The following is a 24,441-nucleotide window of genomic DNA, read 5'->3' as shown; positions in this document are numbered from 1 at the left end:
CATTTATACGCCACTTTACATCGTTGGCTTTATACAGGTGAAAAAGGCTATCTTCAGGACTATTTCAAAGTGCGACTCAACGATCCGTCGTTACCCGACTCTTCGAAACAAACGCTTCAAAAGGTTCGTCGCTATCTAATAGGCAATTGGGATTCTATCCAAAGACAAAGGGACCCTCAATATATCGGTTGTAGTGCCGAAGGTCACGTCAGCCATTGGTTAAGTGCTCGTTTAAGTTCGCGACCGCTAGGATGGAGTACAACAGGAGCAGAAAGCATCGCTAAAGCACGTGCTTATGACTTAAATGGTAGCGATTTAAAAACTTGGGTAACAAATCAAATTAAAACAAAAGAAAGAGAAAGAAGAGTAGAGAAATTAGATGGCCGTTTGGGGCGGAAATACGCTCGTCAGTATGATTGGAGTGGTAAAGTCGCTATCTTACACTATTCCAATAACACACGAAGTCGCCAGGCTTTTGGGACAATCGCTGATTATTGAAAACGAATAGAGTGAGGCCTGTCTTCATAATGACAGCTAGAGGCAATGAGGTGAATGCTTGATAGCGAGCAGCGGCATGGTACTGGCGTCTAGCGAGACTGGATTGGGCCTCTCCCTAAAGACTTACAGATCGTACCTTGCCGATGGAAGATCGTTATCAAGGATAGTGGTTAAAATATGGAATCCATGAAATGGGGTTCAGAGAATTAGTAAAAAGTATGGTAGAGGAAAACCAACAATAATTTGACACTATCATAACTCAACGGAATATTGAAAAAAAGGGAGAGAGAGTGATATAATAAAACGAATCGTCTCGAAAAAAAGGAGGTCGAATTATGGCTCGCTCGTATGACAAACTGTGGAACTATTGATCGACAAGAAGATGAATAAAACTGATTTAGGTATTTTACTATGCAATAATTGAAGTAAAGAACCAAGATTGTCAAGCTGGAATAAAGGAGATCGATAAAAAGTTTGTTGAGTCTTTTGACCTATCTGATGAGCAGATTTATTTTGAAAGTGCAAAAGCTGAATCTCAAATCCCCTTACATAAGACTTTACATGACCCTACTTTTGACCGGGTATTTGAAAAAGTGTCCTCTATAAATATATTTGGTTTATCTAATCCGTCCAATGTACATATATACGGTGTTGACGCTAATAATTGCAAGTTTAAGTTTAGGGCGCTAAATGAATATCTTGTGGATAACATAGGAAACTATGTCTTTTTAGAGCGAAAACAAACAGACTTATTACTTCAAAGAAAAGTTATGCTATAGGTTCACAAGGTTTAATTAAATTTATGCAAGCTTATGGAGCCTCTGCAGAAACGGTCCTAGGAGAAATGCTCCTTTATGTATTTATGGAACAAGAGCTAAATGCACCTAAAATAATGAGCAAAATCGAAATAAATGATCTGGGTAGAAACATCGAAAGTAAAAGTGATGGGGTTCACCTACTTGCTATAAATGATAATGGCCAGCTATTCCATCAGCTTGTCTTTGGAGCATCAGATGTTCATGGAGATTTAGCCATAGCGATTGACCGTGCATTCGATAAGATTATTGAGATTGAAAGTAACAGTGACACTGAATTAAAGATGGTGGAGAACACCACACATGGAAGTATCTATGATTCTGATACAACAAATTATATGGTTAATCTTCTGATACCTAATAAAGCTAGTGTAGCAAAACCAGATATGGCCTTTGGTGTTTTCCTTGGTTATACACTTTCGTTAGGCTACACAGAAACTAATAATAACAAGTATCGTATTGCAGTCAAAGAACAGATGAAGAGAGATATTTTTGCTCTAAAGCCGTATATTGAACAGAAAATTTTTGATAAGGGTATGAGTGGGTATAATTTTTATTTTTACGTTGTGCCCTTTAATGATGCTCCATTAGAGAAAAACAGTATCATATCGGAAATGCTTGATGGGAGGTAGGAGGATGCAAACACCAAGAAATCAGACTCTTGCCGAAGCACTGTATAGAGATATTGACAAGAATGATTATTTGAAAGAAATATACGAATCATTGCTTTATGATTATTCAATCAATCTGTTTAAGCTAAGAAAACAGCAAAAAGAAATAAATATAAAAGATGCATTAAGATTTGCAGATTTGTTAGCAAAATCCCCCCTTCCAGATAAACGTGATGAACATCGCTTGTGGGGTCAGGAACTCGTGATTTTGTTAAGTATTGTTTATCCAGAGGATTCAGCAGTAAAGTATTACCTCGGTTCTGTTCTTTCGACAGTTGGTAATTATCGTTGCTTGAAATCCACTTATATTGAGGGATTTCAAGCTTCTAATGTGTTTGATGGTTTGTATTTTGAGTATGATAAATCCAGGTTACAAACACCAGGTGAAGAGGGCAGTTATTTTTTTCATGATCAGAAGGATGTGTATGATGGATTAAATTATAAGTACTTTAGCTATTCTGGACCTACTTCTATGGGAAAATCATTTGTCGTACAAACATATATTAAACAACAACAAATAGAAAATGGTCCAACCAAGAATTACGCTATTCTTGTACCCACTAAAGCTTTGCTAAACGAAGTCAGAAGTGAAATAATTGGAAGTCTTCAAGAAAAGCTAAAAGAAACAAATTATCGTGTTGTCAGTGCATCTGGAGACATGCTGTTTGTTATATAAGATGAAGAAATAAATAATAAAACTTAGGAGAAATATAATGGAAATTTTAATGAATTTACTGCTTATGTTAGGTGGAGTCGGTGTATTTATGTTCGGCATGAAGCAGATGAGCTCTGGCTTGGAACGAAGCGCAGGATCAGGAATACGAAATCTTTTCAAAAAAATCAACAAAAACAGAGTCTTTAATTACCTAATCGGAATCGGGGCTACCGTACTTGTTCAATCTTCTTCAGCCTCTTCGATCATGACAGTCGGACTTGCTCATGCGGATATTGTAACAGTTAAACAAGGCTCAGGTTTTATCTTAGGTGCAAAAGTAGGTACCACTCTTACAGCATTTATATTTGCCCTTTCAGGCATCAGCAAAGGTGGCTTTAGCATCAGCTCTGTTTTTGCAGCGGTTACGTTTGTCGGTGTCATGATCATTTTTTCCACTAATAACGAAAGACTTAATAAAATTGCGCCATTTTTAATTGGATTTGGAATGCTGTTTATCGGGATGGAAGTGATGGAAACTGCAATCGGTGGAGCAGATTCCACGCTGAGCATTCAACTCTCTAAAGTATTCCAATATGAAATCATGCAAAATCCAATCTTGCTTGTGATATTAGGGATTCTCTTTGCAGGCATCATACAGTCATCTACGGCAGCAACTGGCGTTTTTATAGCTTTCTTGGCTACAGGAGTTATTCAAAATATAGATCAATCGTTTTTCTTAGTGATGGGAGCAAATATAGGAACCTGTACTGATGGTATTATGGCCTCCCTGTCCACGAACGCTAATGGGAAACGTATCGCATTATTCCATCTGATTACCAGCGTAATTGGTGCAGTAGCTTTTACAATTATTCTGATTCTTTTCAGAGTGCCCATTAGCAACATGTTTGAAAGTCTATTCCCCGGAAATCCCCAGTTTAGTCTTGCAACATTTAACTTGATTTATAATACTCTTTACACCTTAGTGTTACTCGTATTTATCGACCCATTAGTTAATTTAGTGGTAAATTTAGTGAAAGATAAGCAACAGCAGCTGGAAGAATTGTCATATATTGATGAACGTTTCTTGCAAACACCAGCGATTGCCGTTGAACAAGCATTAAAGGAATTGCACGATATGGCGATTCTCGCAAAGGAGAACATTGATCGTTCTTTTGCCTCATTGATTAACGAAGATATGAGTGAAAGCAAAAAGATTGCCGATGTTGAATATCGTATTGATTTCTTAACAAATAAGCTTACAAGCTTTTTTATAAAAATTTCATCAGTCACTAAATTTGCTGATGACGAAAAATTGATCGGCGGATTGCATCATGTAACAAATGATATTGAACGACTGGGCGATTATGCGATACTTCTGGTAAAGGAAACCAAATATATGAAGGAAAATAATTTGAAGTTTTTAGATCAGACCAAAGATGAGCTTAACCTAATCTACGGACACATATCCGAAATGTTTGACTTAGGATTTGATGCGTTTACAAATCGTAGAACTGAAAACTTTAGAAAAATTTCAAACCTTCACAAGGAAATTAAAAAAGGGATATCCTCTACACGTAATGAACATGTGGTACGCCTAAATTCTGGAATGTACCCTGTTGAGCTATCAAAAAGCATTTATTCCGTTCTGTTTTCATTGCAAAGAATATCAGATCATATTGTGAACGTTGCTTTCTCGATTCGATCTACCACCGGAAGTAAAACAGAAGCATTGCAAGCTATTGAAAGGGAAAAGAAAAAGAAGGAAAATGCAGAACGTAAGTCTTCTCTAGAATCTAATATGAAAAAGTAAAAAATTCCGAATTCAAGTCTGGGATTGAGATAGATATTATAGTATAAAACAAAATTTAGTCACTGTTTATGAATTAATAATTAAAAACAAGTTTTATGAAATGAATATTTAATCTATAAAAAGTATCATTTAACAGTGAAAACTTTAAAGTTTAAATTAGCAGCTATACTATTTATTCAGAGAGAAAATTTCTATTTAACAGTTAACCAAACAGATACTTATCTAAGGTTTGATTTGCTGATGAATTATTTATATATTTATTGGACTTGCAGAATATATGGTAGGATTTTAGAATGATACCTACTTACGACATCATTATTGTACTCTCAAGGCACGTGGAGACGGTCTGTCTGCTGAAGAGAATATAAGATTTGAAACCCTTGGAAATTTCTTGTTTAGGCTGTTTTCAAGGGTTATTTTTTTTAGACAATTGATTAATTTAAGGTGTGTTTTTAGTTATAGATTGATTGTACCAGAATTTAGGAGTAGAAAAACGGTGTGCAGTTTTGTTAATACGTTTCAACAGTTTGGCAAAAGAGATAACCATTTAGCAAATTTGAAATAGAATTTTTTATATTTCAAGTGATGCATAGTGTTACGATAATAATGATTAAATGACATAAATAAAGACTTGATAATAATGCGCATCAAGTCTTTATTGTTCGAAAGTTAAATGTGAATTGTAATTACATTGAAAGTTCTAAAATTAAATTAGCCACTTAAATTGTGAATCCTCCCCATTTTTTATGATTGAAAATAAAGCTGCTAGTTGCGGTTGGGAGGGGAACTATTTTATGGCTTTCAATACAACAGTAGCACTTTACTTAATTGGAGAATCGGGTAAGCTAAATGACTCGACCGAAAATTTAAGCGTAGTGCGGAAGGTCGGGGAGTGATCCCGCACCCGATTCGACGATTCAGTCAAGTGCTACGGTATACAAAAAAGTATAGAAAAAAACATCTCAAAACGTTATTATTGTAGTGACTAAACCATAATAAAGGACGTTTTAAGATGTATCATCATTATAATTCATTTTCAGCAGAAAGCAAGACCCGAAATAAACATTTAACCTTGGACGATCGTCATAATATTGAGCGTTGGCACCGTAGTGGTAAGTCTAATCGTGAAATTGCCCGTCTTCTAGATAAAGCCCCTCAAACGATTCATAATGAAATCAAAAGAGGGGTTGTGCTGCAACAAGTGAGAAAAGGTCGCTTCAAAAAGATGTATTCTGCTGAGTATGCTCATTCTCAGTATTTAAATCAGCGCGACAAGTGTGGACGTAAAGTGTCACTTTATAAGGAAACCAAAGAAACACTCGTTCATTTTCTGACCGAAATGAAATATTCACCAGAAATGATCGTTCATTCTAATCTTGTCAGCGTTCCTGTTTCAACGATTTACTATTGGATTCATAACGGACATTTAGGCTTAACATCGAATGACCTACTTTATCCACGTAAATCAAAGAAAAAACGTAAGAATACCACCTCACAATTTAGAGTAAAAGGTCAATCCATCGAAATGCGTCCGGAAGTCATTAATCAGCGGGGTGAGTACGGTCATTATGAAATTGACACCGTGATTCTAACACGCAAGACCAATAAATGTTTACTCGTACTAACCGATCGTCGGACACGCCATCAAATTATTCGATTGATTCCGAATAAACAGGCGGCATCCGTCAATAATGCTTTATTAGATATACTCAATGAATATGCGATTAAATCAATTACTGCGGATAATGGTGTTGAATTTTTTAGACTGCATGAAGTCTTTCCTTATGAGCATATTTATTATGCCCATCCTTATTGTTCCTATGAACATGGAACAAACGAAAACCATAATCGACTAATAAGACGGTTTTTACCTAAAGGAACAACAGATGTAACAGAATTAGAAGTAAAGAAAATCGAAAACTGGATTAATCATTATCCGAAAAGAATATTCAACTACAAATCACCATTTGAGATGATGAACGCTGGCTAATTTAAACTTGAAATTTGCCGTTCACTTCTTAAGAAACATCTTAGCCAAAACACCGAAAAAGGATACCAAAGAATTTAAAGAAGACATCAAGGCACTGTTTCGTATTCAGGATATCAGGATTGCACGTGTTGTTAAAAATGAACTCTTTAAAAAATATGAAGGAGAAAAGAAGTATCAAGCCAGCTTAACCATTCTTGATGACGGATTTGAAGACGCCTTTACTTATCTTAATGAATCGGTTATCCATTCTAGACTAAAAAGCACCAATTGTCTCGAACGGTTAAACGAGGAGATTAGAAGACGGGAAAGAGTCATTCGAATATTTCCTAATGTTGAATCAGCTTATCGTTTAATTGGAGCGATGTTAATCGATCAAGACGAAGAGTGGCTGACAGCAGATAGAACATATATTCAAATGTAATCCTTCCATTTTTGCCCCTAAACATTATAATTGCTTCTAAGAACCTGTCAAGGGTCGCTTTGCTTTCCCCTTGACAGAACCTTGACAGCAATTATTCAGTAACTAAGGCAAAAATGGAATAAATTATGTGCTAGTTAATTTTACACAATATTATGGACTTGACTTCTTTATATTTTCGCTTCATCCTCACCTGATTAATTATAATTATAGGCATGAAAATACGATATAACACTAACCATGTTCATAAAAAAAGAGATTTACACGTAATGTAAATCTCTTTTAGTTTCAACTAATTATTGAACACACAGTTTCAAGGATTCTTTAATAGAGGCCTCAACATCGTGTTCCTTAATACCTAATACAGGCATCGTATCCTTAGGATCCAAGAATAAGTCCTCAGTTTGCAACTTAGCACTTACAACCATATGCATACCGTGTTCCTTTCCTTCAGCCTTAGCATGTGCATCAATAGCTTGGTATGTTGGTAACATTTGTTCATACTCAACAACCGGAACTTGCGTAGTCTCAGTTTGACCCAAAGCATCGACCATCATTTGATAGAAATCTTTGAATTTCATATTGTATGCACAGATGGCATAGGTACCACGGTGAACACCATTTTCCATAGCTCCAACCGCAGCCTCAGCCACTTGTTCAACTGTAACCACCGCTGTACCACCTTTAAGTGCAGGGAATACTTCCTTGCCTCTAACTTGGTCCACAAACATCTTCCAAAGTGGAAGTCTACCTGGCATTGTACCAAAGATATAAGGAAGTCTAAGAGATGTAACATCCATAGCCCCTTCACCCTCAGCAAAAGCAACTTGCTCCTGTAATAAACGCATATTGGGGTATGCTTGTTTTCTCAATTCATATTCAGGTAATCTTTCCGCAAACTCCGCAAAATACGAACCAAATACCACAAACTTCTTAACACCCGCTTCTTTAGCTAAACGCGCAATACGTTGTGTTGGCAACACATTGGCCTCATAAAAGAACTTAACAGCTGGACTCTCAGGAATCACACGCTCATCAGCCCCAGCAGCATAAATAAATCCATAGCAATCACTCAATAGTGCTACAATTTCAGCATCACTCAGTTCATTAATATTGCCCAATGAACACTCGACTTCCTTAGGAAATAAATCATCAGTTGGCATCGGTGGCAAAGCCATTGTCTTAACCTGATACCCTCTGCTTAATAACTCTTTAGTAGTATAGTAACCTAAGAAACCAGTACCACCTAAAATAAATACTTTTTTCATTTTATTCGCTCCTCCATATTTATCTCTACCTATATATTATATCACAAATATTGTGATGGTTTTGAGAAATAGTTAATTTTATCCATAAAGATTTTCAAATTTCTACCAAACCTAGGGAAACTTTTGTGAATTAGTAAACTTGAGACTACTTAGATTCCACTTTAATTACTAGTTGATATTTATCATAAATCCCATTACATCAAAACGCCAAGACTGTAATGGTATAGTGAATGGGTAACACCTGTGTATAATACAGTACAGTGAAAGAAACACGAGAAACCAAATGAAACGTTACAGTACAGAAATGACAAAGAGAATTGTCACAGCTAATATCCAAGATGGACGTACATTACAAGCCTTGCCACTGAATATGGTGTATCAACCGCATCCATTAATAATTGGATTCGTAATTAACGCAAAGAATACCAAGCAACACCTGAAGCAATGAGTGAACTAGAGTTAATGGAAGAGAATCGGAAACTCAAGCAAAAACTCACTGAAGCCGAAAAGGAAAATGACTTTTTAAAAAAGGCGGCAGCATTCTTTGCGAAGGAAACAGGCAAGTAATCTATAAATTTATTGATCAGTATAAGCACCACTGTGGCTTGCGTTGGTTATTGAAACGGTGTGATGTTTATGCCAATGGTTACTAAAACTATCTCAAAAATACCAAATGTGATTACTATCAAAGCAAGAAATTGGTTAAAGATAGAATAAAGGACATCTTTCATTCAACAGGCGGCATTGTAAGTCATCGTGGAATGATCATATTCTTAGCTCGTGAAGGGATTAAGCTTAGTAAGGCCACAGTGTATTTCGCAATTTAAAATTGAGCCATTTCGCAATTTAAAATTGAGCCACTGTCATCTTTGAATTATCTTTTATCCATTGTTCTGTTTCTTTCATTCTATAAGAAGGACCGACCATATTTATAACATGTGATTTATGAGTCAAACGGTCGGTTAAGGCAGCTGTTAGGACTGGATCATGAAATATTTCCTGCCATTTTAAAAACGACAAATTACTCGTGATAATTGTAGATTTTCTTCCCGCTCGCAAAGATAGATGTGAAAATAATAATTCAGCCCCTTCTTTGTCGAAAGAAATATATCCAAGTTCATCAATAATGACGAGATCGTAATTTTCAAATTTTAATTCGAATGACCGTAAGGTTCTTTCTGAGCGGTACTCTTTCAACTGATTGATGAGGGAAGGGACTGTCGCAAAAAAGACGCGATAGCCCGCCAAACAAGCTTCCATTCCTAATCCTATCGCTATATGTGATTTTCCAGTACCTGGCGAACCAGTTAAGATTACATTTTGTCCCTCTTTAATAAAATCTAACGTTTTTAGATGAGGTAACTTTTGCTGTGCTTGTTCTGGTAAGGCATCTATATCTAACTCTTCTAACAATTTCTTTTGTGGAAAATTAGCGATACGTATTCGATTTTGTTTTGACCGGATAAAGCAGTCATCCTTTTCCTGTTCTAAGACTTGAAGAAGAACCATAAAGGCTTCGGTTGGATTACGAAATGTTCCTTCTTCTTGTACCATTTTCCGAATACTGGGTAATCGTAATTCTCTACATAACTCAATTAATCGTTCTTTCTTATCCATAGTGAATGACCTCCTTATCTGCTTGATGAAACAGATTCGCATAAGCTTTCAAATTGCTTTCCCACTGATGGACACTCCAATTACGTTTATGTGTTGCGATCATTTCTCCGCCAATAAACAGCTTAACCTGATCGGCACTTAGTTTTACGATGATATATTTTCCAATATGACCTTCTGGTACAGAGTAATGATTCTGCTTAATGACAACCGTACTGTATTTATCTACTCGACATTCCAATAGTTCAGAAACATCGAAAGGAGCGATCATGGTAGGACCAATCCTTTCTTTTTCTGTTTGCATCAATTTCAGGTGAGAAGCCTTGTGTTCGTGATGCAAGCGTTGATTGAGTTTCTCTAATTCATTATTGAGATGAGTTTCAGCCTCTTCTAAACTGGAAAAGCGATAAGTTGAGGCAAATGCCTTACGACGTATAAACTCCACACTACGTTCCACATGTCCTTTTTCATTTCCTTTTGTGGTTCACATAAACGAATTTTAAATTGATAGTCATTAGATAAATGAATCATGCTGTCTGTAATGGTTTTCTCTGTTCCAATAAAGTTTTTAACAACCGTTCTCATATTATCGTAGGTAAAGACCGAAGGGATAAAGCCGATGTGTCTAATAAATTTTGTGTGAACGTCTAACACACAAATTTGGGATTATGATTGATAAATTCTAGCGAAACGGTAATTACTGTGCGCCAAAGTAAATGCAGCCAAAGAAAATGTTTTTAGCTTGTCATCGATAAATAATTTTATCTCTCCCCAATCAAATTCAACCTCATATCCTGGTTCTGCATGGCGTCGGATAAATACTTCTTTTGTTTTTGTCATCTCATCGTTAATGAAGTTTCTAACGGTCGTCTAACTAATAGAATAGCCACGCTCGAGCAGCTACTCATGCATGTCTACAATCTTCATTTGTTGTTTAGCCATGCCGTGATTCTTTTTCCACTCATTTTCTTTAATAAAATCATGTAACATCACTTCAATTGATTCTGATAATACTCTGCGTCTACCGACTCTTTTTTTATAAGTTGGTGGTTTTACGATATCTTCTGCAATAGGAAGATCACGAACATCTTCATACTTGCTTCTTTCATATTCCTTGATATATTTATCAACGGTATTCCTAGATTTCTTCGTAAGTAAAGCAATTTTTTTTGCTTAGCCCATCGAGGTAGAGATTTATAATCGTTTGTTCTTCTTTCAATGCAATCACTCCTGATATTCCCCCTATTTATTATTCAATAGGGTTATTTTCTATCAAAAGTGGCTTAGTTTTCAATTAATATAGTGGCTCAGTTTTCAATTAATATAGTGGCTCACTTTTAAGTTAACATATACATTTAGGTGGATTGTTGTTGGTATAGATGTGATATAACAAAGTAAAATTATTAAAACATTTAAAAAAGACTAAACTTGATTTAGATCAATTTAATTTCTTTCAATCTATATTATTATATAGTCAAGATAAAAAAATAAAACAAGAAAGAAGGAAAAAATATGTCAAGACAATTAAATTTTAATCAAGTAAAGGAAACTCATTTAAAAACATTGGCACAATATGTTCCAGTTGTTGCAAAAGTTCATGGAGGAAACCATCCAGAATTCTACCAGGTTCGTAAAGTATATGATGAACTTGCAAAGAAAGCAAAAGATGCGGGAGTAGAAAAGCCGGACTTAAAAGAGGAGTTTGTAAAATTACGTGAAATCACAGATAATTATACAGTTCCAGGTGATGTATGTGAAAGTTATGAAGCAGTCTATAACATGTTAGCAGAATTAGATAAAGCATATGAAGCATAAAAGAAAATAAACAAAGTAATGAAAAGATATAAATAATCTAATAGGGAGGAGTATGAATATGCAAAAATTTATATTAGGAAGAAAAAACCATATTACAATAGTAAGTGCAATTTTAATAATAATTGCATTTGTCAGTAAATTAGGCTTCGAAAACGAACAAATAGCCATTTGGGCATTAGTAATTGCTTCAATTTTGGGAGTTTCACCTATTGCGATTCAAGCGTATCAAGCATTAAAAGTCAAAGTAGTTAGTATTGATGTTTTAGTTACCATTGCAGTTATCGGAGCCTTTATAGTTAGAAACTACGAAGAATCAGCAATTGTTACATTTTTATTTCTATTTGGAGCTTATCTAGAACAAAGGACACTTAATAAAACACGTTCTGCCATTAAAGAATTAACTCAAATAGCACCAGAAAGTGCCTTAAAACAAGTGGAAAATGGTGAGTTTGAAGAAGTAGAAATAGATGAAGTTGATGTAGGAGATATTTTGCTTGTTAAAACGGGTGCAAAAATCCCAGTTGACGGTACAGTGTTAACAGGAGAAGGGCATATTAATGAAGCAAGTATTACCGGAGAAGCGGTTCCTGTAAGTAAAAAGGAAGGTTCGAGGGTATATGCAGGAACAATTTTAGAAAATGGAACTATTCAAATCACTGCTGATCGTGTAGGTGAGGATACTACTTTTGGTAAAATCATTGAGTTGGTTGAAGAAGCACAGGATTCAAAATCAGAAGCAGAACGTTTCATTGATAGATTTTCTAAATACTACACACCAGCTGTTTTAGTTCTCTCTTTTATTGTATGGATATTTTCAAGGGATATTGAACTTGCAATTACAATATTAGTTTTAGGATGTCCAGGAGCATTGGTAATCGGTGTACCGGTTTCAAACGTCGCGGGGATTGGCAATGGAGCACGTCATGGAGTCCTTCTAAAAGGTAGCGAGGTTATTAGTGATTTTAGCAGACTAGATACCATTGTATTTGACAAAACAGGTACATTAACAATAGGAAATCCCAAAGTAGCTGATAAAGAAATTTATACAGATAATGTAAATGAAGTATTAGGGTATCTAGCAAGTGTTGAAAAGGAATCAGATCATCCATTAGCAAAAGCAGTTGTAGAATATATTGGAGATATAAAATTATATACAGTTGAAAAAACAGATGTTGTAAAAGGTGGAGGAATTGTAGCCCATGTAGAAGGTCATAAAGTTGCAGTCGGTAATGTGGCACTAATGGAGCAAGAAAATATTCTTTTAAGTGAAAAAGCTCGTGCAGATATTGCCAGATTTGAGAAAAATGGAAATTCACTTGTTTTAACATCAATTGATGGTGAATTAAAGGCATTGATGGGTATCCGTGATCAAATTCGCCCGGGTGTAAAAGACGATCTTAAAAAGTTGAAAAAACTTGGTGTTAAAAATCTAGTAGTTCTTTCTGGTGATAACCAAGGAACAGTTGATTTAGTAGCACGTGAACTAGGACTTACAGAAGCTCATGGACATATGTTGCCAGAAGATAAAGCAACATATATTAAAGAGTTACAAGAAAAAGGTCAAATTGTGGCATTTGTGGGAGATGGAGTAAATGATAGTCCTTCATTAGCTCTAGCACAAATTGGAATTGCTATGGGAAGTGGAACAGATGTAGCAATCGAAACTTCAGATGTTGTTTTAATGAATTCAGATTTCAGCCGCTTGCCACATGCATTAGGTTTAACAAAAGCAACCGCTAATAACATGCTTCAAAATATTATTATTGCAGTAGGGGTTGTATTAGTCCTTCTTGCCAGCGTATTCTTTAGTGAATGGATGAACATGTCAATCGGTATGTTAGTACATGAAGCAAGTATATTAGTAGTTATTTTAAATGGTATGAGACTTCTTCGCTATAAATTAAGAAAATAGAAATAAATAAAATTCTTGATGTAAATCAATTTATTATAGATATTAATAGTATATAATACAATTAACATAAACTAAAGGAGAGATGAAAAATGCAAAAAGCAACAATTCAGTTAGAAACATTAACATGTCCATCATGTATGCAAAAAATAGAAAATGGAGTTAAATCATTAGATGGAGTAGACAAAAATAACTTAAAGGTGCTATTTAATTCAAGTAAAGTAAAAGTGGAATATGATGATGAAAAAGTATCTATAAAAGATATTGAAAATGCCATCGATAAATTAGGATATGAAGTTAAAAAATCTCAAGTAAAAGCTTTATAAAATAAGAGGGAATAAGTTTGGCTTTAATGATATCAGATGCTGGTTAATGTCATCTACGGTAAAGGACACGGTTACCAAGTTATAATGTCGTTGATATCCTCCCACACACGAAAGCGTACAGTGGACATATTCTCAGAAAGAGAATTCAGTAAAAAAGGAAAAATGGAAATTGTCCTTTGACAGCTATCCACTCATCTCAAAACCTATGGAATGTGGTGTTGCTGACAAGGAGTATTTAGATTTTTATCATAATAATATGAAACAGAAGCAATAAAATGCCAAAGCAGTACATTATCATGGAGGACCAATGAAAAAAGACCTATTTAATGAATTTAAAATAATTTGTGTACATTTAAACAATGTTGGAATTGTGCCAACTTTAATGGGGTCCTTGGGTTTAGAGTTTATTTCAAAAACTTCTTGGGAGCCATCAGATATAGACATTCATGTTCCAGGTGATCCAAGAGGATGGGAGGCTCCTGACCAGCTTAGAATTTATAATTGGGGTACAATATCCAAAGTCATGGAAGACCTAGGCTATGAATTAATAGACCTTCATGAACATGAATTTCAAAAAAATGGCCTTAGTGTAGAGTTTGGCAGCATTGATTCCCTATACGACTTTGCTGGAATAAGAGTATCAGACCTAGACCTTATTCAAGTAGAGGGTATAACATTTCGTCTCCCCAACCTAAGGCAGTTTTTAAAAATCTATCAAGCATCTTCAAAGGATTCTTATAGAAATGACAATAATAACAACAAAGATTTTAAGAAAATTGAATTTTTGAAAAAGCATATGTAGTTAAGAGTTAATGTTAGACAAGTATTTTTCCTAACCTTAAGTGGAGCTTTTACTTTTAAGTTAACATATATAGCAAGTCATAAGGGATTTAAATAGAAATAAAAAGATAGTAGTGGTAGATAAAAATCATCTTTGGGTAGCAATGGAAAGAAGTCCAATAAAAGATGTTGAAATTAAGGTTCCTTTGAAAGCAGCTTTAACAAATAAAATCAATGATCGAGAAGTTTATTTGAATGGAATCGACGCAAGTTACCATTATGAAGGGTGTTATGTTTATAAGACCGAAGAGCTATAGGATGAGACTTCAGAGTTAAAGCTAGTCAATCCACCCTGTCACTCATTAAATTCGGAATATTTTGAACTGTATGAGGGACAGGGATGCTTTATAATATAATTAGTAGTACCAGATACAGAACACAATTCGAAATTGTTTGCATACCTGGTACTGTCTTTAAAACAGAATCGACTATATTGTGCACAGATTGTAGGATAAAAAAACGCACTCTTTGATAATATTGATGATGTAAGGAGGTTGTTCAATGGATTCTTTAAGAAGTATGAATAATGCATTGGCATATATTGAAGAGCACTTAACAGAGGCAATTGACTATAGTGAAGTATCTAAAAATGCTTACTGTTCAGAGTATCATTTTAAACGGATGTTTTCTTTTTTAGCAGGTATAAGTTTATCAGAATATATTCGGAGAAGAAGACTGTCATTGGCTGCAATTGATTTGAAAGATAAGGATTTGAGAATAATTGATGTAGCCGTCAAATATGGCTATAATTCGGCTGATTCATTTTCCCGTGCTTTTCATTCCCTGCATGGTATTCTCCCTTCTGAGGCAAGGAGTGAGAATACACAATTAAAAGCTTATCCAAGAATGACCTTTCAATTATCAATTAAAGGAGGATGCGAAATGAACTATCGTATTGTTGAGAAAGGACCTTTTAAGTTAGTAGGATTTAAGAAGAGAGTCCCAATTATTTTTGAAGGTGTCAATCAAGAAATTGCACAAATGACCGAATTTTTAACACCGGAGGTTATTAAACAATTAAAAGCAATCTCAAATGTAGAACCAATGGGTATTATTAGTGCTTCCACTAATTTTTCAGAAGGAAGAATGGAAGAAAAGGGCGAGTTGGATCATTACATCGGGGTAGCAACTTCAGGTGATGAAACAGCAGAATTTGATGTATTAAAAATTGATGCTTGTACATGGGCAGTATTTGAATCGATTGGACCATTCCCAGAGACACTTCAAAATATATGGGGTAGAATATACTCAGAGTGGTTTCCGTCTTCAAGTTATGAGTTAGTTGAAGGCCCAGAAATTTTGTGGAACGAGAGTCCAGACACTGGAAATCCAAAGTATCGAAGCGAAATCTGGATTCCGGTAAAGAAAAAAGACTATTAATTACACCGATTTTTATGATTGAGGGAGTGGGCAATAAGTAGAAAATTGAATAATTATCTCTTCGTTGGCCTACCCCCGCAAAGTTGGGAGTAGAACAGAAGTAGAAAATCGAATGATTTTCGCTTCGTTGTCCTACCCCCGCACAGTTGAGTAGGTCTCAAGCAAGTCATTAAGACGCAGGTTGAGACCACTCAACCACTGCGCTTTTAATTTAATAACAATAACTTGATTGAGTTTACCAAATTTATCTTTAACCTCGTTAAGACGCAGGTTGAGACCACTCAACCACTGCGCTTTTAATTTAATAACAATAACTTGATTGAGTTTACCAAATTTATCTTTAACCTCATTAAGACGCAGGTTGAGACCACTCAACCACTGCGTTTTTAATGAATAAGCACTCATTTGACTGAATATTTCAAATTTATGTTCAATCTCATTAAGACGCAGTTTGAGGCCACTCAACCACTGCGCTTTTATTATTCGATATTACTTATTCATAGCAAATATAGTTTGGTTAAATTTTTATCTAGCGTAGTTAAGTATAGCTAACTTTTAATTGTGAGTCATCTAGCTTTGTTTAATTTTCTGTAGTTCGTGTAAGAGTTATAGGTCTTTTAGCCTAACCAAACCCTAATACGTGAGATATGTCTTCGATTATATTACAATAGAAGTATATAGTTTGAAACTGATTATTATTTCTAAAAGGAGATGTATTATGGGATTATTAGTAGACGGTGTTTGGAAAGACCAATGGTATGATACAAAATCAACGGGTGGTCGTTTTGTACGTAAAGATTCACAATTCAGAAATTGGATTACAAGAGATGGTGCACCAGGTCTGACTGGTGAAGGTGGTTTTAAAGCGGAAGCTGGGCGTTACCATCTATACGTCTCACTAGCTTGTCCATGGGCTAGTCGCACTTTAATGATGCGTAAATTAAAAGGTTTAGAAGATATGATTTCAATCTCTATCGTAAACCCAATCATGTTAGAAAACGGTTGGACCTTTGCACCAGACCAAGGTGTAATTCCTGATCCAATCTTGAATGCCGATTTTTTATACCAAGTCTATACATATGCTGACTCTGAGTACACTGGTCGAGTAACGGTTCCTGTTTTATATGACAAGGAAAAAGATACCATCGTCAACAACGAATCATCTGAAATTATGTTGATGTTAAATTCAGCCTTTGATGAAATTGGTGCTAAAGAAGGCGACTACTATCCAGAAGAATTGCGTGACCAAATTAAAGAAATGGATGACTATGTATATCCCAACATCAACAACGGTGTTTATAAAGCTGGATTTGCGACAGAACAAGCAGTTTATGAAGAAGAAGTTGGTCATGTATTCGATGCCTTAGAGAAATTAGACAGCATTTTAGCTGATAACAAGTTCTTACTAGGCGACAAATTTACTACTTCTGATATCCGCTTATTCCCGACTTTAATCCGTTTCGAGCATGTTTACTATGGTCACTTCAAGTGCAATATTAAACATTTAACTGATTTTGAAAATGTATGGCGTTATACACGTGAAATCTACAATATGCCAGGTATTTCTGACACAGTTGATTTCTACCACATCCAACACCATTACTACGGAAGCCACCCGACAATCAACCCGAACGGTATTATTCCAGCAGGACCTGCAATTAGCTTAGACATTTAGATATAGAACATCACCTGGAGAACGTTATAGTGACTCCTCCTTTTTACACAATTATATGGACTTTATCTTAAAGATGAAATCATTTCATAGAGGTTATTAATTAAACGTTGATTATAGTGTAGTGAAAATAGAACTTATTTATTAATAATTCGAATGGGGAGGAATAAATGAATTTAGCTCAAATTACAGAGAAAAATATTTATGATGTAATCGCCTTGAAACTTAAAAATAGTCAAGAAACTTTTGTAAGAGATCCACAGTTTTCCTTAGCGGAGAGTTATTACTACCGAGATGATGATACTGTGTTCTTATTCGCTTTAGAAGAACAGGGCAAGGTTGTCGGCTTTTTGTCTCTAATTACTGAAATCGAAGAAAAGACTGTTTATATTTGGAGAATTGTTATAGGAGATCAATTCCAGTCTAAAGGATATGGAAGAAAAGCTCTAAGAAGCATTGAAGAATATGTCCGTAGCCTTGAGGGATACGAAAAGATTGTATCGGATTATGTAATGAATAATGTGGCTATGAAGCATCTTTTAGAATCTGAAGGATATATTGAGACTGGAAAGCAAGAAGAGTGGAATGAAATCATAATGGCTAAAAGACTAGAAAGATAAAATAGCCTAATTATTATTTGATTGGAATTAAATAATAATGTGACTACTTCAAATTGTGGACATAATAATCTTTTTAAGCCTAGTTTCTTATGACCAATAAGCTAAAAATTACATGTAGAGACGGTAGCATTACTTACAAGGAACGAAACAGCACAGTAAGTAATTACGAAGAACTGTGTGATAGCTGTCGAAGAATGAAGAACTAAGTAAGAAAATGATTCGAGATAGCGAACCGTTTAGTATGTGGTATTTACTGAAAAAAACGTATAAGGACGGGATTATTAGACGTTTAATGGATGTCTGAGGGTCTCGTTTTTAACTTTTAAAATGGAGAGTGAACTATACATCAGAATAGGAATCGCATAGTTCTGTGTCTCTCTTTTTGATATAATGGTTTGGAAGTAAATAATCGTGTAAGTTTTAGTATAAGATAAATGAGGTGAAAATATGAAACGTTTTGCTATTGAAGAGATAAGGACTATGAGAGAAGGTCAGTACTTTGATCGGAAAAGTGCTAGAATCAAACCTAAAGATATCCTTCAGCATATTATTGCATTTGCGAATGCAGATGGCGGAACTTTAGCTATAGGTATTGAAGATAATGGAGAAATATCAGGTACAAGTTATCAAGGGGCATACACAATTGAAGATTATCAACTAGCCATTCAACAGGGCATTCTCAGTCAACCTTCTGTTAACTATGAAAAATTAAAACTTGAACTTAATGGAGAATTTGACCATTTGTTTCTCATCCATGTTGATTTTTCAGCGGACCGATTGATTAAGACTCGTAATGAAGAAGTTTACTTAAGAATAGGTGATAAAAGTGTCAAACAGACTATTCTCAAATTCAGCAGCTAGAGTATGCTAAAGGGGAAAGATTATTTGAAGACAATCTAGTGATGGAATCTAATTTATCTGATTTAGATGAAGGATTGCTATCTGAATATAAAGAACATCTTAATTGTAAAGAATTAACCACGCAGCAAGTGTTAGAAGCTAGAGGATTTATACAAAAGAGGCAATTAACTACAGCAGCTATTTTATTATTTGGTAAGAATCCGACTTATTATTTCCCTCAAGCGCGTTTACGATTTTTACGTTATGAGGGTGTCAGTCGAGAGACGGGGAGCCGAATGAATATTGTCAAAGATCAAACCTTTGAAGGGCCTATTCCGCATTTGATTCGCCAAGCTCAGAAAGCAATTAAAGCTCAACTTCGTGAATTTCAGTTTCTTGGAGAAGATGGTAGATTTAAAATTGTTCCTGAATATCCTGAATTTGCATGGTTTGAGGGAATTGTCAATGCCATTGCTCACCGTGATTACTCATTTCGAGGAGATTATATTCGTATTAGTATGTTTGATGATCGTTTAGAAATTTTTAGCCCAGGATCGTTACCGAATATCGTCACGCTTGAAAACATGCGTTACACTAGGTATGCTAGAAACCCTAGAATAGCCAGAGCTTTAGTCAGTTTTGGATGGGTTCGAGAATTGAATGAGGGGGTTAACCGTATTTATGATGAAATGGCAGGTTTTTACTTGAATGAACCTGAGTACAGTCAACCACACCCTCATGCTCTGCAATTGAAATTAGAAAATAATTACGCTTCTCGTCAATTACGCATGGATGATCGTGTCGATGATTTGGAGAAAAAATTGGATCAGGATACATTCAATGAAAATGAACGAAAAATTTTGGCTTATTTGTATAGTCATGGACAGATTACAGTGAAATTAGCCTCAGAAATCATTGAAATGAGTGATGCGACTGCTCGTAAATTGCTCAGAGGTTTAGTATATAAAAATGTATTAAGTTGGCATGGGAATTCTAAACGAGATCCCAAACAGTATTATACGATTAAACCATAATAAGGCATCAAAATTCGGAGTAAGTTCGGAGTAAGTTCGGAGTAAGTTCGGAGTAGTTCGGAGTCCAGCTTTTTAAGGCGAAATTCCATCTAATACATAAATGAATTTCAAACTGACTGACATTTCGAATCTTTTTCATGGTAACATAGGAATATTATGTATAAAGGGAGAAGATTGACATGCAAGTGCCAATTCTTTACGAAGATAATCATTTACTCATGGTTGAGAAACCAGTTAATATTCCGGTGCAATCGGATCAAAGTCGTGACAAAGATTTATTAACGATATTAAAAGAAGATATAAAAGTTCGCTATAATAAACCTGGAAATGTCTACTTAGGTCTAGTGCATAGACTGGACCGGCCGGTTGGTGGGGCAATGGTATTCGCCAAAACGTCTAAAGCTGCTTCACGACTATCGGACCAGGTGAGACGCAATTCGATGACGCGTAAATATTACGCAGTCGTTCATGGGAAGCCTTCCAAAGAACAAGGTCAGTTAACTGATTACTTATTAAAAGATACGCGAAAAAATATTGTGTCGATTGTTCCTTCTGATTATAAAGAAGGAAAAAAAGCAGTTCTTACTTATAAAGTCTTAGAAAGTAATGATCAATTGTCTTTACTAGAAGTGCAACTCCAAACTGGACGGCCTCATCAAATTCGTGTCCAACTAGCAGGGATGGGCACGCCAATCTGGGGTGACCAGAAATACGGTCAAAAATTCAGCAAAGTAGGCCAACAAATTGCTTTATGGGCACAGGATCTTTCGTTAGAACACCCAACTAAGAAAACTGAAGTGAGAGTACAATCCTTGCCAAAACAGGAATTTCCTTGGAATTGTTGGGAAAGTATTCATTAGATAAGCCAGGGCATGACATATTCTTAAAGCGAGCATTCCAAAGAATCGTGTCACTGCACGATTTTTTTATGTTTTTAGAACAATAAAGTTGGTTAAATGAAAGGTTGAATTCAGGAGAGATTCGAGAAAGAATTAGTCAACTAGACAACTGGGAATTAGAAGAGGAAAAACGCATAAGTAAATCAAATAAATTCAAAAATTCTAAAGAAGTCAAAGCTTTCACAATAAAGTGGGCGTCCTCGCAGTGGAAGCCAATCAACATCTCGATATTCAATTATTTTATGGACATGTGATAGTTGATTTATAAACTCATGAAGGAGATGGGTTGACAGCCAAAGGCTTTAACTTAGCCCAACCCAATGATGACATTAAATAATAAAGGAGTCAAAGGTATGCAAGTAGTGTTTCATATCAATGAAGAAGAGCGATGGCATATGATTCTTTCGAATGTAAATAATTTTTTAGCTGAAGAAGCGGATGCTAAAATATCCATTGTTGCGAATGGTCATGCGGTGAATTATTATCTCAATGATGAATTGAGTGATAAGATTTTGAATCAGGTAGATATAGTGGCTTGTCAGAATTCCTTAAATAAACAAAAGATCAATAAAGACCGCATAAACTCACTCATACGTGTGGTAGATTCGGGTGTTGTTGAGATCGCTAAGAAACAAATGGAAGGATATGCTTATATTCGTCCATAAATAAGTAAAAAAATTCTGGGTCTCCTTATTGGGATTGACTCAGAATTTTTATTTGTTCAAATCGTTAACTAATGGTTTGATAAGCTTGGAATAAAACCAACAAGCTAGTTGCAATTAAAATGAACGCACTCACACCGACAGATAATTTAACTAAGGGACCCGGACTTGCATCTTTAATGACTAGACTTATCAACACCTCCGAGATAGATTCGATGTTGAATAGTAACAATAATCCAATCACTGACATGATGATAAAGAGTGCAAGTCCCCATCTTGTCGCCGACCAGATAGTTTGATTTCGGTCTTTGATTTCAGACTGGGCTTGTCGAATTAATAAGGTTAAGTTAGCAGGGCTTATCACATCATCTCCGCCCTCTGATAAGGTGTAAGAAGTAGTGCCGGCCTGATTACTCATTTCTTTATAACTGTAGTCTCTAGTTCCAATGCGAATCTGTTCGTTAGCGAGATTCACTCGTGCACCTTGGAATTTTAAGTATTCATCATTAATCGCGTTGGCAGTGAGATGTTCTGCATTAAACTTAGACTTTTCCATGAGTTGCTGTTCAGATAAGTTCGTAAAGCACGGTCCTGTGGTAGTCGTTGGGTTCAAGGACGAGATTTTATCACGAAATCGATTAGGAGGAACGTTGGCATATATAATCATATTATCGGAGAGTTTGCTATGAACAGGACGATTGGTTTGATTTTTCGCAAACCCGACAAAAATTACTGACAGTACAGCAACAACCAATAAACTGAAAGTCAGTTTTCTATTCATTCATATCGCCTCCTAAGCTGTAGATTGTTTGCCCATTTTGTTTGATTGTTATCGGAATCAACATGAGGTTTTTTCTGTCTATTAATTGTATTCCCAAATTATAGGCTTGAATCTCAACAGGCTCATCAATATCAAAATCAAGGTCACCTATATAGACTTGATATTGAAAATCCTCGTCGCTCTTTGGCTCGACGATCATCCAATTATCAGGAGAGTCCAATAAAATGTCTCCTGAAATTTCTAACACCTCTTTGTGGTGAGGGAGGGCATTAAGTACTTGAATAACCTTATCTTCATAATGTTTTTTTAAGTTAGCATCACTACCAAAAACTTCGCCAATATTTGAATGATCATAGTTAGTTTGGGCAAAGATTTTCTCAACGGGGTTGATTTGAGGGACTGTTGCTTCATACATCGTCTCTGATGGTATTAAGACTTGGCTGGCTTGGTTGTCAGGTACACTTAAGATATAGTCTAGCTGAACATCCTCTAGTTTGTATCGGACGCGTCGTGACATACTTATAGTATTATCAGTGAAACCTTCGCGCCTAATAACGATATCACCAAGTTCTGTATTACCTTCTTCGGTATAGTTGTCAAAGGCAGAATTAATCTCTTTCTCAGTTAAATAAGGGTTCAGTAGCTTAGCGAATAGGTGGAAGTAAGATTTAATCATTAGAAGTTGATTCGCTTTAATATCAGGATTATCTTCTTCATAAGCGTGCGTAAACCGTAGCTCAATGGTTTGGTATGAAGAAGTTTCTCCGCTGAATAGATAGAACTCATTCAACCTTCCTAATTCAGCCAATTCAGTCGGATAAAAGTAAACGGTACCTCCCCAAGCACTTAGGTGGTTTTCCGTCAAATCAAAGCCAAAAGTTTGTTGAAGCTCATATAACAAGTTATTGATATACATGCGGTCGAGATAGACCGTTGCATCTGAATTGGAATGATCGTAAATACTAGGAAATTCTTTTGTTGTATCATAAAACGAGCCAGATAAATTAGTTAACTCTTCATCCTCAAAGGTTGTCAGTGGGAAATTGAATCGTATCTCAATTTGGTTAACATGTTGGTTGGGATTAGACGAATGATTCAATCCATAGCTGTGGAATTCATGACCATTTATTGAAGCTTTGTGATTCTCATCCAATTGGGCTTGCCATTGGTTATAGAAACTTTGTAAATCTTCTGAATTCATATTAGGTTCAATTAATTGTATTAATGTTAAAAAGGTATTAAAATCAATGACTTTATTGGAGGATAGTCGTAGATAGATATACAGTTCATCGCCCTCCATGCCATCCCATACAGTAATCGATAGATTAGCATCATTCTTAGTAGGAATCATTACAATAGGACCCGCAGAATGAGCATGAAATTCTGATAGAAATTCCTCATTCGAATTAATATTGAAGGCTGATTTGATCTCTTCAATGATTCGATTAGTTAAGCCGCTATGAGAATAAGGTCTAGCATTGTAAGAGGGATCGGCATCAAAAATTGATGACATCGTTTGTGCCTGTACACTCAATGGTCTTATCAAGCTCAACAAGATTAAGCAACTGATTATCTTTTTCACCGCGATCATCCTTTCAATTTAATTTGTCTATAGAATTATCATATACTAAAAGAAAACGTTTTCCTAATTATATACTTTTAAAAAAATTGACTTTGTTGAATTGTTTTAAAAGTTTTTTAATTTTGTAGTCTTAATATAGCACTCTATTAGTTAATACAAAAAAGAGTGATTTATTACTGGATAGTTAAGCACAAGATTGAAACCACTCTTTATTAATGTTGAATTTTTGAGTCTATTTTAGACCTTTTCCACCTTTAATGGTTAAAGTTGGATAATATTGCATGTCTGTGATAAAAGGCTTGGCTTCAGTAATCAGATTTCGGAACACATCCATTATTAATG

The 24,441-nt window shown here is 35.3% G+C and carries 23 protein-coding genes and 2 pseudogenes; 18 read left to right on the top strand and 7 right to left on the bottom strand.

All coding sequences use genetic code 11. The features are described 5' to 3' along the window. The 6 genes and pseudogenes from B5D12_RS01125 to B5D12_RS01100 form a co-directional block, all read left to right on the top strand. Window positions 1-498, top strand: a 498-nt coding sequence (locus tag B5D12_RS01125; protein WP_200802976.1) for a UPF0236 family transposase-like protein, incomplete at its 5' end; no start/stop codon positions are given. 802 nt (window positions 499-1,300) lie between these two features. Beyond that, window positions 1,301-1,945, top strand: a complete 645-nt coding sequence (locus B5D12_RS01120) for a HamA C-terminal domain-containing protein (RefSeq protein ID WP_078755094.1) — start codon at window positions 1,301-1,303, stop codon at window positions 1,943-1,945. A gap of 4 nt (window positions 1,946-1,949) precedes the next feature. Then, on the top strand, window positions 1,950-2,660 hold the full coding sequence (locus tag B5D12_RS01115) for a hypothetical protein (RefSeq protein WP_078755093.1): 711 nt from the start codon (window positions 1,950-1,952) through the stop codon (window positions 2,658-2,660). A gap of 37 nt (window positions 2,661-2,697) precedes the next feature. Continuing rightward, window positions 2,698-4,449 carry a Na/Pi cotransporter family protein gene (locus B5D12_RS01110; RefSeq protein WP_078755092.1) on the top strand — a complete coding sequence of 584 codons (1,752 nt, stop codon included), beginning with the start codon at window positions 2,698-2,700 and terminating at the stop codon, window positions 4,447-4,449. A gap of 1,012 nt (window positions 4,450-5,461) precedes the next feature. Continuing rightward, entirely contained in the window at window positions 5,462-6,439 is a 978-nt protein-coding gene (locus B5D12_RS01105) for an IS30 family transposase (RefSeq protein ID WP_078755091.1), read from the top strand. 19 nt (window positions 6,440-6,458) lie between these two features. Beyond that, a pseudogene (locus tag B5D12_RS01100) lies at window positions 6,459-6,860 on the top strand (transposase); the annotation flags it as partial. A 293-nt stretch (window positions 6,861-7,153) separates the two neighbouring features. Here B5D12_RS01100 and B5D12_RS01095 read toward each other — a convergent pair. Beyond that, a complete protein-coding gene (locus B5D12_RS01095) occupies window positions 7,154-8,125 on the bottom strand; it encodes an NAD-dependent epimerase/dehydratase family protein (RefSeq protein WP_078755089.1) in 972 nt (323 codons plus the stop codon). 283 nt (window positions 8,126-8,408) lie between these two features. Here B5D12_RS01095 and B5D12_RS01090 point away from each other — a divergent pair. After that, window positions 8,409-8,940: pseudogene (locus B5D12_RS01090) on the top strand (transposase); the annotation flags it as partial. Window positions 8,941-8,971: 31 nt separating this feature from the next. On the opposite strand, the gene istB reads toward B5D12_RS01090, so the two are convergent. The 3 genes from istB to B5D12_RS10595 all read right to left on the bottom strand — a co-directional run bounded on the left by istB (window position 8,972) and on the right by B5D12_RS10595 (window position 10,579). Then, entirely contained in the window at window positions 8,972-9,742 is a 771-nt protein-coding gene (gene istB / locus B5D12_RS01085) for an IS21-like element helper ATPase IstB (protein ID WP_078755088.1), read from the bottom strand. Continuing rightward, a complete protein-coding gene (locus tag B5D12_RS10600) occupies window positions 9,735-10,196 on the bottom strand; it encodes a Mu transposase domain-containing protein (RefSeq protein ID WP_143412011.1) in 462 nt (153 codons plus the stop codon). The genes istB and B5D12_RS10600 overlap by 8 nt, the downstream gene beginning before the upstream one ends. A 209-nt stretch (window positions 10,197-10,405) precedes the next feature. After that, window positions 10,406-10,579 carry a hypothetical protein gene (locus B5D12_RS10595; protein ID WP_159443817.1) on the bottom strand — a complete coding sequence of 58 codons (174 nt, stop codon included), beginning with the start codon at window positions 10,577-10,579 and terminating at the stop codon, window positions 10,406-10,408. Window positions 10,580-11,251: 672 nt separating this feature from the next. Between B5D12_RS10595 and B5D12_RS01075 the strand changes: the two genes are divergently transcribed. From B5D12_RS01075 to B5D12_RS01050, 5 genes are all read left to right on the top strand, one after another. Beyond that, window positions 11,252-11,554, top strand: coding sequence for a hypothetical protein (locus B5D12_RS01075; RefSeq protein WP_047001639.1), 303 nt, complete (start codon window positions 11,252-11,254; stop codon window positions 11,552-11,554). A gap of 58 nt (window positions 11,555-11,612) precedes the next feature. Next, the gene (locus B5D12_RS01070) at window positions 11,613-13,466 is read left to right on the top strand and encodes a heavy metal translocating P-type ATPase (RefSeq protein ID WP_078755086.1); all 1,854 of its coding nucleotides are present in this window, start codon (window positions 11,613-11,615) and stop codon (window positions 13,464-13,466) included. Window positions 13,467-13,555: 89 nt separating this feature from the next. Beyond that, a complete protein-coding gene (locus B5D12_RS01065) occupies window positions 13,556-13,789 on the top strand; it encodes a heavy-metal-associated domain-containing protein (RefSeq protein WP_078755085.1) in 234 nt (77 codons plus the stop codon). 307 nt (window positions 13,790-14,096) lie between these two features. After that, window positions 14,097-14,591 (top strand): phosphoribosylanthranilate isomerase, encoded by a 495-nt coding sequence (locus tag B5D12_RS01060; RefSeq protein WP_078755084.1) that lies wholly within the window; start codon window positions 14,097-14,099, stop codon window positions 14,589-14,591. A gap of 539 nt (window positions 14,592-15,130) precedes the next feature. Beyond that, the gene (locus B5D12_RS01050; RefSeq protein ID WP_078755082.1) at window positions 15,131-16,009 is read left to right on the top strand and encodes an AraC family transcriptional regulator; all 879 of its coding nucleotides are present in this window, start codon (window positions 15,131-15,133) and stop codon (window positions 16,007-16,009) included. 132 nt (window positions 16,010-16,141) lie between these two features. On the opposite strand, the gene B5D12_RS01045 is transcribed toward B5D12_RS01050, so the two are convergent. Then, window positions 16,142-16,474 carry a hypothetical protein gene (locus B5D12_RS01045; RefSeq protein ID WP_078755081.1) on the bottom strand — a complete coding sequence of 111 codons (333 nt, stop codon included), beginning with the start codon at window positions 16,472-16,474 and terminating at the stop codon, window positions 16,142-16,144. A gap of 253 nt (window positions 16,475-16,727) precedes the next feature. On the opposite strand from B5D12_RS01045, the gene B5D12_RS01040 reads away from it, so the two are divergent. The 6 genes from B5D12_RS01040 (at window position 16,728) to B5D12_RS01020 (ending at window position 21,739) form a co-directional block, all read left to right on the top strand. Beyond that, window positions 16,728-17,684 carry a glutathione S-transferase family protein gene (locus B5D12_RS01040; RefSeq protein WP_078755080.1) on the top strand — a complete coding sequence of 319 codons (957 nt, stop codon included), beginning with the start codon at window positions 16,728-16,730 and terminating at the stop codon, window positions 17,682-17,684. A gap of 167 nt (window positions 17,685-17,851) precedes the next feature. Beyond that, window positions 17,852-18,301, top strand: coding sequence for a GNAT family N-acetyltransferase (locus B5D12_RS01035; RefSeq protein ID WP_078755079.1), 450 nt, complete (start codon window positions 17,852-17,854; stop codon window positions 18,299-18,301). A gap of 447 nt (window positions 18,302-18,748) precedes the next feature. Beyond that, a complete protein-coding gene (locus tag B5D12_RS10365; RefSeq protein ID WP_234982878.1) occupies window positions 18,749-19,162 on the top strand; it encodes an AlbA family DNA-binding domain-containing protein in 414 nt (137 codons plus the stop codon). 41 nt (window positions 19,163-19,203) lie between these two features. After that, window positions 19,204-20,175 (top strand): ATP-binding protein, encoded by a 972-nt coding sequence (locus B5D12_RS01030; protein WP_234982883.1) that lies wholly within the window; start codon window positions 19,204-19,206, stop codon window positions 20,173-20,175. Between the two features lie 179 nt (window positions 20,176-20,354). Next, entirely contained in the window at window positions 20,355-21,035 is a 681-nt protein-coding gene (locus B5D12_RS01025) for an RluA family pseudouridine synthase (protein WP_078755078.1), read from the top strand. A gap of 392 nt (window positions 21,036-21,427) precedes the next feature. After that, window positions 21,428-21,739, top strand: coding sequence for a DsrE family protein (locus tag B5D12_RS01020; RefSeq protein WP_078755077.1), 312 nt, complete (start codon window positions 21,428-21,430; stop codon window positions 21,737-21,739). A 64-nt stretch (window positions 21,740-21,803) separates the two neighbouring features. Here B5D12_RS01020 and B5D12_RS01015 read toward each other — a convergent pair whose 3' ends face one another. Together B5D12_RS01015 and B5D12_RS01010 are read right to left on the bottom strand one after the other, a co-directional pair. Then, a complete protein-coding gene (locus B5D12_RS01015; RefSeq protein WP_078755076.1) occupies window positions 21,804-22,517 on the bottom strand; it encodes a hypothetical protein in 714 nt (237 codons plus the stop codon). After that, window positions 22,510-24,099, bottom strand: coding sequence for a hypothetical protein (locus tag B5D12_RS01010; RefSeq protein WP_143412010.1), 1,590 nt, complete (start codon window positions 24,097-24,099; stop codon window positions 22,510-22,512). Before B5D12_RS01010 ends, B5D12_RS01015 begins: the two co-directional genes overlap by 8 nt. Window positions 24,100-24,441 lie beyond the last annotated feature (342 nt).

The organism is Globicatella sulfidifaciens DSM 15739 (genome assembly GCF_900167405.1).
Lineage (GTDB): Bacteria > Bacillota > Bacilli > Lactobacillales > Aerococcaceae > Globicatella > Globicatella sulfidifaciens.
This window is presented reverse-complemented; position numbering and strand designations above follow the sequence as displayed.

Bases quoted from the DNA above. Each gene is read 5' to 3' on its own strand.
- B5D12_RS01110 (WP_078755092.1), top strand. From the start codon at position 2,698: ATGGAAATTTTAATGAATTTACTGCTTATGTTAGGTGGAGTCGGTGTA.
- B5D12_RS01115 (WP_078755093.1), top strand. From the start codon at position 1,950: ATGCAAACACCAAGAAATCAGACTCTTGCCGAAGCACTGTATAGAGAT.
- istB (WP_078755088.1), bottom strand. From the start codon at position 9,742: ATGGATAAGAAAGAACGATTAATTGAGTTATGTAGAGAATTACGATTA.
- B5D12_RS01040 (WP_078755080.1), top strand. From the start codon at position 16,728: ATGGGATTATTAGTAGACGGTGTTTGGAAAGACCAATGGTATGATACA.
- B5D12_RS01035 (WP_078755079.1), top strand. From the start codon at position 17,852: ATGAATTTAGCTCAAATTACAGAGAAAAATATTTATGATGTAATCGCC.
- B5D12_RS01060 (WP_078755084.1), top strand. From the start codon at position 14,097: ATGAAAAAAGACCTATTTAATGAATTTAAAATAATTTGTGTACATTTA.
- B5D12_RS01030 (WP_234982883.1), top strand. From the start codon at position 19,204: ATGGAATCTAATTTATCTGATTTAGATGAAGGATTGCTATCTGAATAT.
- B5D12_RS01015 (WP_078755076.1), bottom strand. From the start codon at position 22,517: ATGAATAGAAAACTGACTTTCAGTTTATTGGTTGTTGCTGTACTGTCA.
- B5D12_RS01020 (WP_078755077.1), top strand. From the start codon at position 21,428: ATGCAAGTAGTGTTTCATATCAATGAAGAAGAGCGATGGCATATGATT.
- B5D12_RS01025 (WP_078755078.1), top strand. From the start codon at position 20,355: ATGCAAGTGCCAATTCTTTACGAAGATAATCATTTACTCATGGTTGAG.
- B5D12_RS01070 (WP_078755086.1), top strand. From the start codon at position 11,613: ATGCAAAAATTTATATTAGGAAGAAAAAACCATATTACAATAGTAAGT.
- B5D12_RS10595 (WP_159443817.1), bottom strand. From the start codon at position 10,579: ATGACAAAAACAAAAGAAGTATTTATCCGACGCCATGCAGAACCAGGA.
- B5D12_RS10365 (WP_234982878.1), top strand. From the start codon at position 18,749: ATGAAACGTTTTGCTATTGAAGAGATAAGGACTATGAGAGAAGGTCAG.
- B5D12_RS01095 (WP_078755089.1), bottom strand. From the start codon at position 8,125: ATGAAAAAAGTATTTATTTTAGGTGGTACTGGTTTCTTAGGTTACTAT.
- B5D12_RS01050 (WP_078755082.1), top strand. From the start codon at position 15,131: ATGGATTCTTTAAGAAGTATGAATAATGCATTGGCATATATTGAAGAG.
- B5D12_RS01075 (WP_047001639.1), top strand. From the start codon at position 11,252: ATGTCAAGACAATTAAATTTTAATCAAGTAAAGGAAACTCATTTAAAA.
- B5D12_RS01065 (WP_078755085.1), top strand. From the start codon at position 13,556: ATGCAAAAAGCAACAATTCAGTTAGAAACATTAACATGTCCATCATGT.
- B5D12_RS01120 (WP_078755094.1), top strand. From the start codon at position 1,301: ATGCAAGCTTATGGAGCCTCTGCAGAAACGGTCCTAGGAGAAATGCTC.
- B5D12_RS01105 (WP_078755091.1), top strand. From the start codon at position 5,462: ATGTATCATCATTATAATTCATTTTCAGCAGAAAGCAAGACCCGAAAT.